The organism is Paraburkholderia sp. DHOC27, assembly GCF_003429005.1.
Taxonomy (GTDB): domain Bacteria; phylum Pseudomonadota; class Gammaproteobacteria; order Burkholderiales; family Burkholderiaceae; genus Paraburkholderia.
The window spans coordinates 183,425-198,384 of the sequence record NZ_QVQV01000008.1; the positions used below are offsets into that span (position 1 = coordinate 183,425).

14 protein-coding genes are annotated in these 14,960 nt (G+C 64.2%); 6 read left to right on the forward strand and 8 right to left on the reverse strand.

Going from position 1 to position 14,960, the window contains the following annotated elements; translation table 11 throughout:
* Positions 1-15 precede the first annotated feature (15 nt).
* The 6 genes from D0B32_RS24840 to D0B32_RS24865 form a co-directional block, all read right to left on the reverse strand.
* Positions 16-669, reverse strand: coding sequence for an HAD family phosphatase (locus tag D0B32_RS24840; RefSeq protein ID WP_259295125.1), 654 nt, complete (start codon positions 667-669; stop codon positions 16-18).
* Positions 666-2,171 carry an FGGY-family carbohydrate kinase gene (locus D0B32_RS24845; protein WP_117336954.1) on the reverse strand — a complete coding sequence of 502 codons (1,506 nt, stop codon included), beginning with the start codon at positions 2,169-2,171 and terminating at the stop codon, positions 666-668. Before D0B32_RS24845 ends, D0B32_RS24840 begins: the two co-directional genes overlap by 4 nt.
* Positions 2,172-2,249: 78 nt before the next feature.
* Positions 2,250-3,170, reverse strand: a complete 921-nt coding sequence (locus D0B32_RS24850; RefSeq protein ID WP_117336955.1) for an MBL fold metallo-hydrolase — start codon at positions 3,168-3,170, stop codon at positions 2,250-2,252.
* Positions 3,171-3,184: 14 nt separating this feature from the next.
* Positions 3,185-3,958 (reverse strand): SDR family NAD(P)-dependent oxidoreductase, encoded by a 774-nt coding sequence (locus D0B32_RS24855; protein WP_117336956.1) that lies wholly within the window; start codon positions 3,956-3,958, stop codon positions 3,185-3,187.
* Positions 3,959-4,048: 90 nt separating this feature from the next.
* Positions 4,049-5,029, reverse strand: coding sequence for a shikimate dehydrogenase (locus tag D0B32_RS24860; RefSeq protein WP_117336957.1), 981 nt, complete (start codon positions 5,027-5,029; stop codon positions 4,049-4,051).
* The gene (locus D0B32_RS24865; protein WP_117336958.1) at positions 5,026-5,673 is read right to left on the reverse strand and encodes a glucose-6-phosphate isomerase; all 648 of its coding nucleotides are present in this window, start codon (positions 5,671-5,673) and stop codon (positions 5,026-5,028) included. Before D0B32_RS24865 ends, D0B32_RS24860 begins: the two co-directional genes overlap by 4 nt.
* A gap of 277 nt (positions 5,674-5,950) precedes the next feature.
* Here D0B32_RS24865 and D0B32_RS24870 point away from each other — a divergent pair, with 277 nt between their 5' ends.
* The 6 genes from D0B32_RS24870 to D0B32_RS24895 all read left to right on the forward strand — a co-directional run bounded on the left by D0B32_RS24870 (position 5,951) and on the right by D0B32_RS24895 (position 12,442).
* A complete protein-coding gene (locus tag D0B32_RS24870) occupies positions 5,951-7,378 on the forward strand; it encodes an FAD-binding oxidoreductase (RefSeq protein WP_117336959.1) in 1,428 nt (475 codons plus the stop codon).
* 55 nt (positions 7,379-7,433) lie between these two features.
* The gene (locus tag D0B32_RS24875; protein ID WP_117336960.1) at positions 7,434-8,411 is read left to right on the forward strand and encodes a substrate-binding domain-containing protein; all 978 of its coding nucleotides are present in this window, start codon (positions 7,434-7,436) and stop codon (positions 8,409-8,411) included.
* A gap of 63 nt (positions 8,412-8,474) precedes the next feature.
* Positions 8,475-9,983, forward strand: coding sequence for a sugar ABC transporter ATP-binding protein (locus D0B32_RS24880; protein WP_117336961.1), 1,509 nt, complete (start codon positions 8,475-8,477; stop codon positions 9,981-9,983).
* Positions 9,984-9,999: 16 nt separating this feature from the next.
* The gene (locus D0B32_RS24885) at positions 10,000-10,998 is read left to right on the forward strand and encodes an ABC transporter permease (RefSeq protein ID WP_117336962.1); all 999 of its coding nucleotides are present in this window, start codon (positions 10,000-10,002) and stop codon (positions 10,996-10,998) included.
* An 86-nt stretch (positions 10,999-11,084) separates the two neighbouring features.
* A complete protein-coding gene (locus tag D0B32_RS24890) occupies positions 11,085-11,942 on the forward strand; it encodes an SIS domain-containing protein (RefSeq protein WP_117336963.1) in 858 nt (285 codons plus the stop codon).
* A gap of 65 nt (positions 11,943-12,007) precedes the next feature.
* Positions 12,008-12,442, forward strand: coding sequence for a secondary thiamine-phosphate synthase enzyme YjbQ (locus D0B32_RS24895; protein ID WP_117336964.1), 435 nt, complete (start codon positions 12,008-12,010; stop codon positions 12,440-12,442).
* 38 nt (positions 12,443-12,480) lie between these two features.
* On the opposite strand, the gene D0B32_RS24900 is transcribed toward D0B32_RS24895, so the two are convergent.
* Both D0B32_RS24900 and D0B32_RS24905 read right to left on the reverse strand, forming a co-directional pair.
* Complete coding sequence (locus tag D0B32_RS24900) at positions 12,481-14,271, reverse strand: acyl-CoA dehydrogenase (RefSeq protein WP_117336965.1); 1,791 nt, start codon at positions 14,269-14,271, stop codon at positions 12,481-12,483.
* A 397-nt stretch (positions 14,272-14,668) separates the two neighbouring features.
* Entirely contained in the window at positions 14,669-14,887 is a 219-nt protein-coding gene (locus D0B32_RS24905) for a hypothetical protein (RefSeq protein WP_117336966.1), read from the reverse strand.
* Between the last annotated feature and the right edge of the window lie 73 nt (positions 14,888-14,960).

Genomic DNA, 14,960 nt, shown 5'->3' on the forward strand with positions numbered 1-14,960 from the left:
GATCCACGCAATGAATTAAAGGGAGACGCCAAGCGCCGCCGCCAGTTCCTGCGGCGAGCGGACAATCTGCGCAGCGGGCGGCATGAGCGCCGCGGCCTCGTCGTCGACGGGCCAAGCCAGCGCGCGCATGCCGGCCGCAAGCGCGGCCGAAGCACCCACCGGGCTGTCCTCTACCACCACGGCCTCGGACGGCTCGACACCCAGCAGCCACGCCGCGCGCAGATACGCTTCGGGATCGGGCTTGCCCTTGCGCACATCGTTCACGCTGACGCTGATGAGCGGCGGATCCTGCAAGTCCAGCGCGCGCAGATTCGCCTCCAGCAACATGCGCGAGGCGTTCGACACGATGGCTCGTGCGAGACCCGCCCGGCATGCGGCGTGGTACACCGCCAGCGCACCAGGACGCGCCTGGATGGTCGGCGCATGCGCCAGATAGTGACGGGCGCGAAACATGGACCAAGGTTCGTAGTCCATCGTAATGCCGAAACGTTCGACGCATAGCGCGTGTACGGCGCGCCCCGACTTGCCGAAGATCTCGGGATGCAGCTCCGCTCCCGCTTCGATGCCGTGATGGGCGAGCGCCGCGACCAGCGTCGCCAGATGCAGCGCTTCGGTGTCAGCGAGCGTGCCGTCCATATCCCACAGAACGGCCTTGATGGTTTGGGTCACGCAGAGGCTCCTGAAAGACGATCAAGGTCGTCGTAAAACTGCTGGGAGTGCGCGTAGAGGCGCTCGAAAATCGGCATCATGCGATCGTAGGTATCGCTCGCATACGGATCGGGCTGCACCTCGCGCTCGAAATGCACGAAGGCGTTCACGGCGTCGCCGAGACGCGCAAACTGGCCTTGCGCCGTGGCCGCGAGAATCGCGCAGCCTGTCACGCCGCACTCCACTTCTGCCGGCACGAGGATGGGCGTGCGATACATGCTGGCCTTGATGTCGAGCCACAGCGCCGCCTTCGCGCCGCCGCTCGCGGCCACCAGCCGCTCCATCGTCACGCCCGTCGATTCGATCAAACCGATATGCCGCCGCACGCCAAACGCCACGCCTTCGAGCACAGACCGGTGCAGATGTGCGAGGCCATGTTTGGCGGCAATGCCGAAGAACTGCGCGCGGGAATTCGCATGGTCGCCGAGACGTTCGCCCGTCAGATACGGCAGAAAGAACAGACCCTCCGAGCCGACCGGTGCAGCCGCCGCCTTTTGCGCCACTGCCTCGTAGCTCAGCGCGTTCTCGTGGAATGCGCGGCGCGCCCAGCGCATGGCGTCGCCGCCCGAGTCGAGCAACATGAAGCGGCCCCACAGTCCCTCGCACGTGGCCAGATTCGACACTTCGGGATGCAGCATGGGCGTGTCCGCGATCACGGTGATGATCGACGAGGTGCCGGTGATGTCGGAGGCAAGGCCCGCCGCATACACACCGGAACCCAGCACGGACACCGGATAATCGCCGCCGCCCACCAGCACGGGCGTGCCTTCGCGCAGGCCCGTTTCGGCGGCTGCCGCGTGAGTAACGGCGCCGAGGATATCGAGCGGCGCGCGGATCGGCGGCAGTTTGCTGCCGTCGAGTTCGAGTGCGTCGAGCATGGCTTGCGACCAGGTGCGGCTGACCGGGTCCATCAGGAAGGTCGTCGATGCATCCGTCCAGTCGCATGCGCGCTCGCCGGTCAGGCGGAAGTTCACGTAGTCCTTCGGCATGAACACCGTGGTGGCGCGTTCATAGGCGGCGGGTTCATGCGCCTTGAGCCATTGCAGCTTGAAGCCGGGCCATGCGGGCGTGGCCGGGTTCGCAGTGCGCGGCAGATACGACGCCGTGTCGTGTCGCGCGCGGAAACTCGTGACTTGCGGCTGCGTACGCTTGTCGTTCCACAGCGGCGCGGTATCGCGGGTCAGTTGGCCGTCCGCGTCGATCAGCACCGTGCCGTGCATCTGCCCGCACGCGCAGATGGCCGCGATCTGCGCGGCCGAGCCCGGCACGCTGGCGAGCACTTCACGTATCGAGCTGACCGCGCCGGTCCACCAGTCGAGCGGACGTTGCTCGGACCAGCCGTAGCGCGGCACGATCTGCTCATGCTCACGCGCGGCGAGGCTGCGTATCTTCCCCGTTGCATCGACGAGCGCGGCGCGCACGCTGCCGGTACCCACGTCGACAGCCAGGTAAAACGTCTCCATTATCGTGTGTCCCTGATGGTCCTGATGATGCGGTTAGTGCTGATCGTGCCACCGTTATATGCGCTGCGGCGCCCGCCGTCATTCTCGCCTGTCTGGCGCGCGCATGCGCCAGACCCGCCCGGTTTGCGCGCGATATATCTCCAGCCCGGCAGCACGCTCCTGCTGCGCGCGTGCGTCGATGGTCTCGGGCGCCACGGTATTGAAGTCGAACAAGCCGTAGTGATGCGCCAGCATCGCGCGCACGCCGCCAGCTTTTGCCAGCGCGACGGCCTCGTCGAGCGTGAAGTTGCCCGGCACACCGTTGCCGCTGCGCTCGATGTCGCGGCCGTTCACCGGCAGCAACGCAAGATCCGGCGCATGCCGGGCTAGCTGCGCGGGCAGTTCGGCATACGGCACGCAGTCGCCGGAGTGATAGAGCCTGATCGACTCGGCATCGTTCCCCAACTCAATCACATAGCCGAGCCACGGGTAGAGGCCGTGCTCATCCTGGTCGAGCGTCTCATGCGCGGAAGCGATGGGCGAAACAGAAATGCGCGGCAGCACGTCGACCCGCTGCTCCGCGTTGACCGGAATCAGGCGGCTGGCGTCGACGCCGCAGCGTTTCATCGCCTCGTCGATCGACGCGGCGGGGACCACGAACTTCAGCGCGGGAAAACGCTGCGCGAGCGGCTGCAGCGTGCCGGGGTCCATGTGGTCCGTGTGCCGATGCGTGCACAGCACGAGATCCAGGCGGTCGAGCGCGGCAGGGTCGAGCGGCGGCGCCATCATGCGGGTATGCGGAAAGCGCGTGCCCCGATACTTGTGCGCGAGCGAATCGGAGAGATACGGATCGATCAGCATGCGCACGCCTGCCCACTCGATCACGAAGCCAGCCTGACCGAGCCAGTACAGCAGCACTTCTCCAGCTTGCGGACCGTGCGTGGAATCGGCCAGCCGCTTGTGCAACGGCGTCGTGAACGTTTCCACACTTACGTGAGTGGCGAGCGGCAGTGTGTCCATGTCAGTTCGCGGGCTCACCAGCAGACGTAGCCGCCGTCGGCCAGCACGATCGAACCGGTCATCAGGCTCGACGCCTCGCTGGCGAGGAACAACGCCACGGACGCCACTTCGTCCACCCGTCCGAGGCGATTCATCGGCGTGCCGCCCACCCAGTGACGGAACATCTCCTTGTCCTCGTACACATAGGCGTTCATTTCGGTGTCGATGTAGGTGGGCGCGACCGCGTTGACACGCACGCCGCGTGCCCCCCATTCGGCGGCGAGCGAGCGCGTCAGATGATGCACCGCTGCCTTCGACGCGTTGTAGTTCGCCTGTTCCTGCGGCCGGTTGACGATGAAACCGGACATCGAGCCCACGTTGACGATACTGCCGCCGCCGTGTTCGAGCATGCCCTTGCCGAACGCGCGGCAACTCCAGAACACGCCGTTCAGATTCACGTCGATGACCTTGTTCCAGACCTCGTCCGACATCGTTTCCGCCGGATGATTCGAAATCGCGATGCCCGCGTTGTTGACCAGCACGTCCACGCGGCCATGCCGCGCAACCACCGCATCGTTCACGCGCTGCGCCGCGCCGGGGTCCGTCACGTCGAGCAGTTCGCCTTCAGCCGCGTGTCCTTTGGCGGACAACTGGCTCACCGCCGCGTCCAGCAGTTCCGCGTTCATATCGGTCAGCACCACGCGCGCGCCGGCTTCGGCGAGCGCTTCGGAAATGGCGAGGCCAATGCCGCGTGCCGCGCCCGTGACCACGGCCACCTTGCCGGTCAGCCTGAATTTGTCCAGATACATCGTGCAATCCTCTTTGATAGATGCTGCGGCCCGGCCGCTTTCGTGTTCGCGTTCGTTTTGACCAGCACACCTCGCGGCATGCCAGGCCCACTACCCGGTCGTCTTCACCGCTGACGGCTTGCCGGCTGCTTCGGCCACGCGGCAGATTTCGTCGAACGCGGGTCCGCGCGAAGGAATCTCCGCATGGAACACCTCGGCGATCACCCGTGTCCAGCCGTAAATGAAGTAGGTCCAGCCATCCTCGATCTGGAGATTGCGCGACGCTGCCTGAGCCCGGGCCTGATCCAGAAAGACGAGCTCGCCGCGATAGTTCAGATCCCACACGATGGCACGCTGTGGAAACACGGCGGCATCCGTGAGCGGCGAACCCGGCGCGTCCTTGCCGAGACCCGTGGCATTGATGACGAGCGCACCCGGCGAAAGACGCGCGAGCACCGCGTCGTTGTCCTCGGGGCGCGGCGCCACCACGTACTCGCAGGGCACGCCCAGATCCAGCTCACGATGAATCCGCTCGATCTCTTCGAGACGCGCGGCCGAACGGTTCGACACGATCACTCTGGAAGGACGATTCGCCCCGCGCGAGCGCTGCATCAGGTGCCAGGTGAGTGCAATGGTCGAGCCGCCCGCGCCCATCGAAAAGACTTCGGCGCCGGTGTGCGCGAAGTGATCCTGCGGCAAGAATCCATCCAGCGCGAAGCCGGACGTAATCGGATCTTTAGCGTGACACACGAACTTGCCATCGCGTTTGGAGAGGCAACTGGTCTCGCCCATCATGCGCGCGTGCGGATCGATTTCGTCGAACAGATCCTGGCACGCGGCATACAGGTCGATCTTGTGGGTCGTCACCAGCGCACCGAGCGACAGCGGATCGCGCTTGAGAAACTCCACTGCCTCACGATAGGCCTCGGGCGCTGCGTGCGGGCGAAAGTCGATGCCCTTCATCTCCACATCGCCAAGACCGAGGTGCCGAGCCCATGCCGGAAACACCCGCATGATCGAACTTTGCGCGGTGGTCACGCCAATGAAGTAGAAGGTGGGCTTTTGCGCCGGTTGATAAAGGGTCGAGCTCATCGCGCCGCTCCTTCTGCCTGCGCCGCGGCGTCGAGCAACGCATCGACCTGCTGCGGCGAACGCGCCTGATAGCCGGGATTGGGCACGCTGCGCCACGCCCCCGCACCGTCGTCGACGATGCGCAAACGCATGCCGTTCGACTGTTCGATGATCGCGTAGTCCTGGCCTGAATCGGCCGGGTAACAGAAGAGCATCACGAAGTCCTCCGCGCCCAGGTTGACCGAACGGTGGATCCAGCGCGGCGGCACATAGCACACCGTGTTCGCGCGGATTTCGACGGTGCGGGTTTCGCCATCCGGCGACTCCATCAACATCAGCCCATATCCCTTCAGCCCGAAGTACAGCTCGGGGCGGTCGATTTTCGCGTGAATGTGGCCGCGCGTCATGAAGTATTCGTCGCCCACCTTGCCAGGACTCATGCGCGTCACGCCCGTGATGAGGTCCCCCGGGTCGCTGCTCGGACGATGGTCAGTCACCTCGTACACCACCTCCTGACCACGCGCGGCAACCAGCGCGTCGAAGGCGTCGGCATCCGCGTAGAGGCCTTTCAGATCCGCCAGGAATTTCTGATAGCGCGAACCGGTACCGGCCATCAGACCAGTCTCCAGATCCACTTCGAATGAACGCGGTTCGGGCCATTGCATCGGGCTCATCTCCATTTAAAGTTAGGTTTACCTAATTTGTAACGTTAGCTTTACATAAGATATCAGGTGTATTTACGCTTAGTATAGGGGTTTTCCTTGACTACATCGGATATATACCGACCTACAATGATAGTGTTACTATCGTTTCACGGTTAAGCCACAAAGATGATTGTTACCGGCATCCGCTCGCGCCCGACCGCCTGCCAGGGCGGCGCCAAAGCGGCATGAAGTCGTTCATAGCGGTTTGTTTCAAGCCCGAAATTCCAGGAGACGCCTGATGCAAGAAAGCGTGACGCACGATCGCGCCGCCCAGTCTGAAGAGACTGTCGTTGCCGCCCTGCGCGCCGCCCTCGGCGCGGACATCGTGGCGTTGCCGGCCGAGTTTGCCGGCCGCAAACACGCGGACTGGAGCCGCACGCCCAGCGCCGATCCCATCGCACTGATCCGGCCGCGCACCACCGAACAGGTGGCCACCGCCCTCAAGATCTGTTTCGAACATCGCCGCGCCGTGGTCACGCAAGGCGGCCTGACGGGTCTCGCCGGCGGCGCCTGCATGCTGGGCGGCGAAGTGGCGCTGAGCATGGAACGCATGAGCGGCATCGAAAGCATCGATCCGGTCAGCGCCACCATGACGGTGCTGGCCGGCACGCCGCTGCAAACCGTGCAGGAAGCTGCGGACGATGCCGGCTTCATGTTCCCGCTCGATCTCGGCGCACGCGGCAGCTGCACGATCGGCGGCAACCTCGCGACCAACGCAGGCGGTAACCGCGTGATCCGCTACGGCATGATGCGTGAGCAGGTGCTCGATCTCGAAGCGGTGCTGCCGGATGGCAGCGTGATCGGCGGCCTGCGCAAGATGATCAAGAACAACACCGGCTACGATCTGCGCAATCTGCTGATCGGCAGCGAAGGCACGCTCGCGGTCATCACACGCGCCGTGCTGCGGCTGCGTCACAAGCCTCGCGCGGTATCGACCGCATGGTGCGGCCTGCCCAACTACGAAGCGGTCACCACCTTGCTGCGCCAGGCGCAGGAGCGTTTGCCCGCCGGCGTCTCCGCGTTCGAAGTGATGTGGCCCGGCTACTACGACTTCGTCCTGCAACGCCTGCCCGAATTGCGCGCACCGCTCGAAGGCCGCCACGCGTACTACGTGCTGCTCGAAAGCAGCGGCGCCGACCCCGAGAGTCAAGCCGCCGCGTTCGAGGCATTTCTCGGCGACATGCTCGAAACGGAAGTGATCGCCGACGCCGCGCTCGCCACCTCGGAAGCGGACGCCGCAGCGTTCTGGGCGATCCGCGACGCGCCCGGCGAATACCCGCGCCTGATCCCGGGACGCGTCTCGTTCGACGTGAGCTTTTCGATCACCGATGTCGGCAACGCGGCAGACCGCTGCGAGGAACGTCTACGCGCCCACTGGCCCAACGCCACGATCCTGATCTACGGGCATCTCGGCGACGGCAATCTGCACATCGTCGTGCAGGAACCCGACTGGCCGCCTACCACCGCGCCCGAAGTCCAGAAAGTGGTCTACGGCGTGACGGGCGAAATGGGCGGCTCGGTCTCGGCGGAACACGGTATCGGCGTCAAGAAACTCGGCGTGCTGGCGCTGTCGCGCAGCCCCGCTGAACTGGCCGCCATGCGCGCCGTCAAGGCCGCGCTCGACCCTCGCAACATCCTGAATCCTGGCAAGCTGCTGCCGCCATGAAGTTCGTCGTTCTAACGAAGTTTTAACCGCGTACAAACCCAAAAGAGGAGGAGACATGACGCGTCTCGTGAAGAAAGCACTGTGTGGTGTGGGACTGGCAATGGCTGCCGTACTGGCGACGAGTCCCGCGTTTGCCGCCGACAAGATCAAGGTCGGCATTTCGATGAAGGTGCTCAACGCGCCCTACTTCGCCGCTGCGATGGAAGCGGCCAAGGCGCGTGCCACCGAACTCGGCGAGGACGTGATCGTCGCCGATGCGCAAGGCAAGATGGGCAAGCAGATTTCGGACGTCGAGGATCTGATCACGCGCGGCATCAAGGTGCTGATCATCGATCCGGCCGATCCCGAAGGTCTGGTGAACTCCGTGAACGCGGCCACCGCTGCGGGGATCAAGGTCGTGGTGATCGACAGCACGCTCGATCCGAAAGCCAAATATCTGACGCTGGTGCAGTCGTCCAATAGCGAGAACGGCGCGCTGGTCGGCTCGTGGGTGGTCGACAACATGGGCGACAAGCCGCTCAAGATTGCGCTGATCTCCGGCGAGAAAGGCAACCCGGTCGGCAAGGAACGACGCGACGGCGTGATCCAGGGCATCGTCGAGGCGCAACTCGCCAAGACCGGCAAGGCGAATCTGCAGATCGTCGGCCAAGGCTGGGGTAACTGGTCCGATGAAGGCGGCCTGAAGGCGATGGAAGACCTGCTGGTGGCGAACAAGGACATCAACATGGTGCTCGGCGAAAACGACAGCATGGTGCTGGGTGCGCGCCGTGCGATTGAAAGCGCGGGCCGCCAGGGCATCACGCTGGTTGCTGCCGCCGATGGCCAGAAGGAAGCGCTCGCCCTCATCAAGGACGGCAAGTACGGCGCCACGGCGCTGAACGACCCGGCGCTGGTAGCACGCACTGCCGTGGATATCGGCGTGAAGGCGGCCAACGGTCAGGCGGTCAACATCCCGAAGATCTCGTACACGCCGTCTGCGGTCATCGACAAGGCCAACGTCGACAAGTTCTACAACCCCAAAGCCATTTTCTGATGATGGCGGGGTGATGGGCGGGCGCCGGCCACGGCTGGCGCCTGCTATCCAGGAGACAGTCTCATGATTCCGTTCATCGCTCTTGCCGGCGTCGACAAGCGCTTCGGTGGCATCCATGCCATCGAGTCGATCGATTTCGACGTGTTCGGCGGCGAAGTGCACGCGCTGGTCGGTGAAAACGGCGCGGGCAAATCGACCTTGATGCGCGTGATTGGCGGCGGTCATCAACCGGACGCCGGCACGATCCGCGTGGAAGGCCGCGAAGTGTCGTTTCGCAATCCGCACGCGGCGCTGGCCGAAGGCATTGCCGTGATCCATCAGGAGACCGCGCTCGCGCCCGATCTCTCCGTGGCGGAAAACGTCTTTCTCGGCACGCTGCCGGCGGTGATCGACTGGCGCAGTCTGCGCAGCAAAACCCGCGAACTGATCGAGAGCCTCGGCTTCGAGATCGACCCGGCCACGCTGGTGGGCTCGCTCTCGGCGGCGCAATGCCAGGTCATCGAAATTGCCAAAGCGCTGAGCGGCCAGGTCAAGCTGCTCGTGCTCGACGAACCCACGGCCGCGCTTGCGCCATCGGATGCAAACCGGCTGCTCGAAATCGTGCGAGAACTGCGGGCGCGTGGCGTGGGCATCGTCTATATCTCGCACCGGCTCGAAGAAGTATTTGCCATTGCCGACCGCATCACCGTGCTGAAAGATGGCAAGCGGGTCGACACGGTCAAGCCCGAGAGCATCACGCGTGATGAACTGATCCGCAAGATGGTGGGCCGTCCACTCTCCGTGCTGTTTCCAAAGCGCAATGCCACGGTGGGCGAGGAAATTCTCAAGGTCACAGCGCTCACGCGCGGCGATGCCGTACGTGACGTGTCGTTCACGCTGCGCGCGGGTGAAGTGGTCGGGCTCGGCGGCCTGATCGGCTCGGGCCGCACCGAAGTGGCACGGCTGATTTTCGGCGCCGATGCGCGTGATTCCGGCACGATTGAACTGAAGCAGAAGCCCTTCGCAATCCGCTCGCCGATCGCCGCCGTGCGTGCCGGCATCGGCTTCGTGCCCGAAGATCGCAAAGGCCAGGGCGCGGTGCTGTCCATGCCGATCCGCATCAACGCCACGCTCGCCGCGTTGAAAACCGTGAGTGGGCCGGGCGGCTTTTTGCAGTTCGGTCGCGAGCGCGCTTTCGTCAAGGCGCTGATGGAGTCGCTGCGAATCAAGGCGCGCTCCATGGACGCCGACGTCTCGACGCTCTCCGGCGGCAATCAGCAAAAGGTCGTGCTCGCCAAGTGGTTCCACGCCGACGGCGACCTCATCATTCTCGACGAGCCCACACGCGGCGTGGATGTCGGCGCCAAGGTGGAAATCTATTCGCTCATCAATCAACTCGCCGAGCGCGGCAAGGCCGTGCTCGTGATCTCGTCCGAGCATCAGGAGTTGATGGGACTGTGCGACCGCATCCTCGTGATGGGCGAAGGCCAGATTCGCGGTCAGCTCGAACCCGCCGACTACAGCGAAGAACGCATTCTGTCGCTGTCCCTGCTGCGCGCCTCGGATGAGGCACCTACCCTCTCACATCATTAAAGTTCGGAGACACACCATGAATCCCAGCGCCGTCACGCCAGAATCGCGCCGGGCGCAGCCTGGCCACCCCCGCGCGCAGCAGTGGTGGTCGGTCGCGCGCCGCTTCAACACCGTCGCCATCCTGCTCGTGCTCGTGATCGCGGCGTCGTTCGTATCCAGCGACTTCTTCTCGGTGGCGAACCTCGCCAACATCTCGCGCCAGGTGGCGGGCGTAGGCATCATGTCGGTGGGTATGCTGCTCGTCGTGCTGACGGGCGGCATCGACCTCTCGGTGGGCTCGATTGCCGCGCTCGGCAGCGTGCTTTCGGCCATGCTGATCCCCGATCACGGTCTGACATTTGCGCTGATCGCCACCTTGCTGGTGGGCGCCCTGTGCGGGCTCGTGTCCGGCGTGCTGGTGGCATGGTGCCGCCTGACGCCGTTCGTCGTCACACTCGCCATGATGACGGTGGCGCGCGGTGTGGCGATGATCGTCTCGAACGGTTCGCCGATTCTCGTGGACGATCCGGGTCAGGCGCTGCTCGACTTCGGCCGGCACACCTATCTGGACATTCCCGGTCCCACGCTCGTGATGCTGATCGTCTTCGTGATTGGCGGCGTTGCGCTGAACCGCCTGCGCGCCGGCCGCGTGGTGCGGGCCATCGGCTCCAACGAAGAAGCCGTGCGACTGTCCGGCGTGCCGGTGGCACGCCATATCATGGGTACCTATGTGGCCTCCGGCCTGCTCGCCGCGATGGCCGGCATCATCTCCACGGCACGCGCCGGCGTGGGCGCGCCGACAGTGGGCGTGGGCGACGAACTGACCGTGATCGCCGCCGTCGTCATTGGCGGCGCGAGTCTCGCGGGCGGCAAGGGCGGCGCGCTCAATACCTTGATGGGTGTGCTGATCCTTGGCGTGATCGGCAACATCATGAATCTGGCCAGCGTGCCGGGTTACCATCAGCAGGTGGTCATGGGCGTCATCATCGTGGCTGCCGTGCTGTCACAACGGGGCGTACGTTTCTGGCGCCGCTGATTGATTCGGTACACTTCGTTGTCGCATCATTCGCAGAAGGCGCCGTTCGCGGCGCCTTCTGTCTGGCCTGAACGAAGGGAAACTACGTGCCCGATTACAACATCCTCGAACTGATCGACCGCGCCCGTCCCAACCTCCGGCGCGGCAGCCGGCAGGTGGCTGAATATATCCTCGCCAACCTCGACTCGATCGCCGACACGAGCCTCGCCGAACTGGCCCGTCTCGCGCAGGTAAGCGAGCCGACCGTGCTGCGCTTTTGCGCCACGATTGGCTGCAGCGGCTTTCGCGACTTCAAGGTGCGGGCCGTGCAAAGCCTCGCGCTCGGCGCGCCGGCCACGCATTCCGTGCTCGGCCGCGACGACGATCCCGAGAAAGTGGCGACCAAGATTTTCGACTACACCATCACGAGTCTGGACTGGGCCCGCAAGAAGCTCGACTTCGCCGCGGTGGGACGCGCGGTCGATCTGCTGGCCAAAGCGAGGCGCATCGAGTTTTTCGGCTTCGGCGCATCGGGCATCGTGGCCCAGGACGCGCAACAGAAGTTTCCGCTTTTTGGCGTGCCGTGCATTGCGCATCAGGACTCGCATCAGCAGTACATTGCCGCTTCCATGCTGAAGCCGGGCGACGCGGTGGTGGCGATTTCCAACACCGGTTCGACGCGCTCGTTGATCGAAGTGGCGCGCACGGCGAAAGAGCGCGGCGCGTCCGTGGTCGTGATTACCGGCTCGAACAGCCCGCTCACGCGTTTCTGCGACGTTGCCGTGATTGCGGAAACGCTGGAAAATACCGACGTCTACACGCCCACCACGTCGCGGCTCGCCGCGCTGGTGATCGTCGATATTCTTTCCACTAGCGTGGCGTTACGCAAAGGCGAGCAACATTCGCTGGACGTGCTCGACATGAAGAAGCGCCTCACCGACATGCGGACGTCGGGCGTGATCTAGTCACGCTGCGCTACTTGCGTTGCTTGCGCTGGTTGCGCAATTTGCATCGGCCCGGAGGCTCATTCATGCAGCAAGCCATTCGCCATCTGCACGTCAGGGCGCCCGCACGCGGTCTGGTCGACTTTACCGCGCAGGTGCGCGAGTTCGTCCATGAGCAGGCCATCCAGACCGGACTCCTGACGCTGTTCTGCCGTCATACGTCGGCGTCGTTGATCATTCAGGAAAACGCGGACCCTTCCGTGCGACGTGACATCGAAGCGTATTTCGACACCATCGCACCGGAAGACGACACGCGCTACGAACACGATACCGAAGGCCCGGACGACATGCCGGCGCATCTGCGCACCGTGCTCACCCAGGTGCAGTTGAGCGTGCCAATCGAGCACGGCAGCATGACGCTCGGCACGTGGCAAGGCATCTACCTGTTCGAGCATCGGCGCAGACCGCAAACGCGCGATATCGTCGCGCATCTCATCGGCGACACCGCGCGCTCATACTGAAAGAGTAAGCAGCAAGCGGCCATGACGGCCGCTTCGCCTCAGAACTGGTCTTCCGACAACGCCAGCACGCCCTCGTCGCCCCTGGCGCTGACAATCGACGCTTCCAGCGCCGTGGCCTGCGACAGCACGTGGTCCGCGTAGAAGTGGGCGGTGGCAATCTTCGCGCCGTAGAACGACGGGTGTTCCGCATGCTTTTGTGCTGCCACCAGCATGGCCCGCGCCATCTGCCAGCCGCCCAGCACGATACCCGCCAGCTTCAGATACGGCACGCTGCCTGCGAACACCGCATTCGGATCGCGCTTCGTGTTCGCCACCACAAACTCCACCACCGTGTGCAACGAGCGATGTCCCTGTGCGAGGTGGCGCCCCATCGCTTCGTAGGCCGCGCCCTTCTGGCCGTCGAGCTGCGCGAGCGTCGCCGCGATCCCGCCGAGCAGGACCCGCGCCACCGCGCCGCCGTCGCGCACCGTCTTGCGGCCGATCAGATCGTTGGCCTGGATCGCCGTGGTGCCTTCGTAGATGGGCAGAATGCGCGCGTCACGATAGTACTGGGCCGCGCCCGTCTCTTCGATGAAGCCCATGCCGCCATGCACCTGCACGCCGAGGCTCGTGACGTCGATGGAAAGCTCGGTGCTCCAGCCCTTCACGATGGGCACGAGGAATTCGTAAATGGCCTGATGCTCGGCGCGTTTGGCCTCGTCGGCATGACGATGCGCAATATCGCAGTGTGACGCCGCCACGTAGGCAAGCGCGCGCGAAGCCTCGGTGAGCGAGCGCATGGTGGACAGCATGCGGCGCACGTCCGGATGATGAATGATGGTCACCGACTGCTTCGCCGAACCGTCCACCGGACGGCTTTGCACGCGCTCTTTCGCATACGCGACCGCCTTCTGGTACGCGCGCTCCGAAACACCCACGCCTTGCATGCCCACTGCGAAACGGGCCGCGTTCATCATGATGAACATGTACTCGAGGCCACGGTTCGCTTCACCGATCAGATGACCGATCGCGCCACCGTGATCGCCGAATTGCAGCACGGCGGTGGGACTCGCCTTGATGCCGAGCTTGTGTTCGATCGACACGCAATGCACGTCGTTGCGCTCGCCGAGCGAACCGTCTTCGTTGACGAGAAACTTCGGCACGATGAAAAGCGAAATGCCCTTCACGCCTTCCGGCGCGTCCGGCGTGCGGGCCAGCACGAGATGGGCGATATTCTTCGCCATGTCGTGTTCGCCCCACGTAATGAAGATTTTCGTGCCGAACAGCTTGAACGAACCGTCGCCCTGCGGCTCGGCGCGCGTGCGCACCAGCGCGAGATCGGAGCCGGCCTGCGGCTCGGTCAGGTTCATCGTACCTGTCCACTCGCCGGAGATCAGCTTGGGCACGTAGGTCTGCTTCTGCGCTTCGGTACCGGCGGTGAGCAACGCTTCGATGGCGCCGTCGGTGAGCAGCGGGCACAGCGCAAACGAGAGGTTGGCCGAGTTGAGCATTTCGACGCACGGCGTGCCGATCAGCTTGGGCAAGCCCTGGCCTTCGTAGTCGAGCGGATGCTGCACGCCTTGCCAGCCGCCTTCGGCGAACTGCCGGAACGCTTCGGCAAAACCGGGCGTGGCGGTGACCTTGCCGTCTTTCCAGCTACTCGGATTACGGTCGCCTTCCACGTTCAGCGGCGCCAGCACTTCGCCGCAGAGCCTGGCGGATTCTTCGAGCACCGCTTGCGCGGTGTCGCGCGTGGCGTCTTCAAAGCCGGGCAATGCCGTGATCTGGTCGAGCGCGGCCAGTTCCGTCATCGCGAACAGCATGTCTTTTATCGGGGCGGTGTAACTCATCGCGCGTCTCCACTCTTTTATAACGGGCTATCGTCGTAGCAATGGTCGCAGCACACGGCGAATGCCTGAGTTGACTGCGGGAATGGACGCTATCGTAGCGCCGCCCGCGCTTTGCTCACATGGCAAAAGCTGCCCATTGATTGACAAAGTCTGCCACATTTTGGACGGCGGGTAGATTGGGTTCGGTGGCTACCTCGTCGTTTGCACCTCTGCGTCACAGGAGCTTTGCGGAGGGATGGCGCGTGGCTGTATCGGGTCGGGCGGCGATACGCTGTTTTTCGCCGCGAATACGGAGGGCTTGTGGCAGGTCGACGAGACGATGCGCAAGATTTACGTCATTCTGTGACGCAGAGCGTTTCTTCAGTCCTTCCGTTGTTCGGACTACCAACTTCCTGATCTACACGCGCTCGGCCAACTCGCGTTTCAATGCCTCCGCGCTGGCAGCCGTCACTTCGAAACGCGGCTTACGCACCCATGCTTTCCAGGTGCCGTCGTCGTGTTCCGCCCAGCCACCCACGGGCGAGCCGTCGACAAGAACAGACCCACGCGTCTTGAGATGGGTATCCAATGGGTCCAGCACCTCGTCGTCGTTGTGCAGCAGTTCGATCGTCTTCATGGTCGCCTCCGGTTTCGTCCCCGGTGATGGCCCAACGACCGTGGACGCGACCGCGCCCACCGGCCGTCGAGGC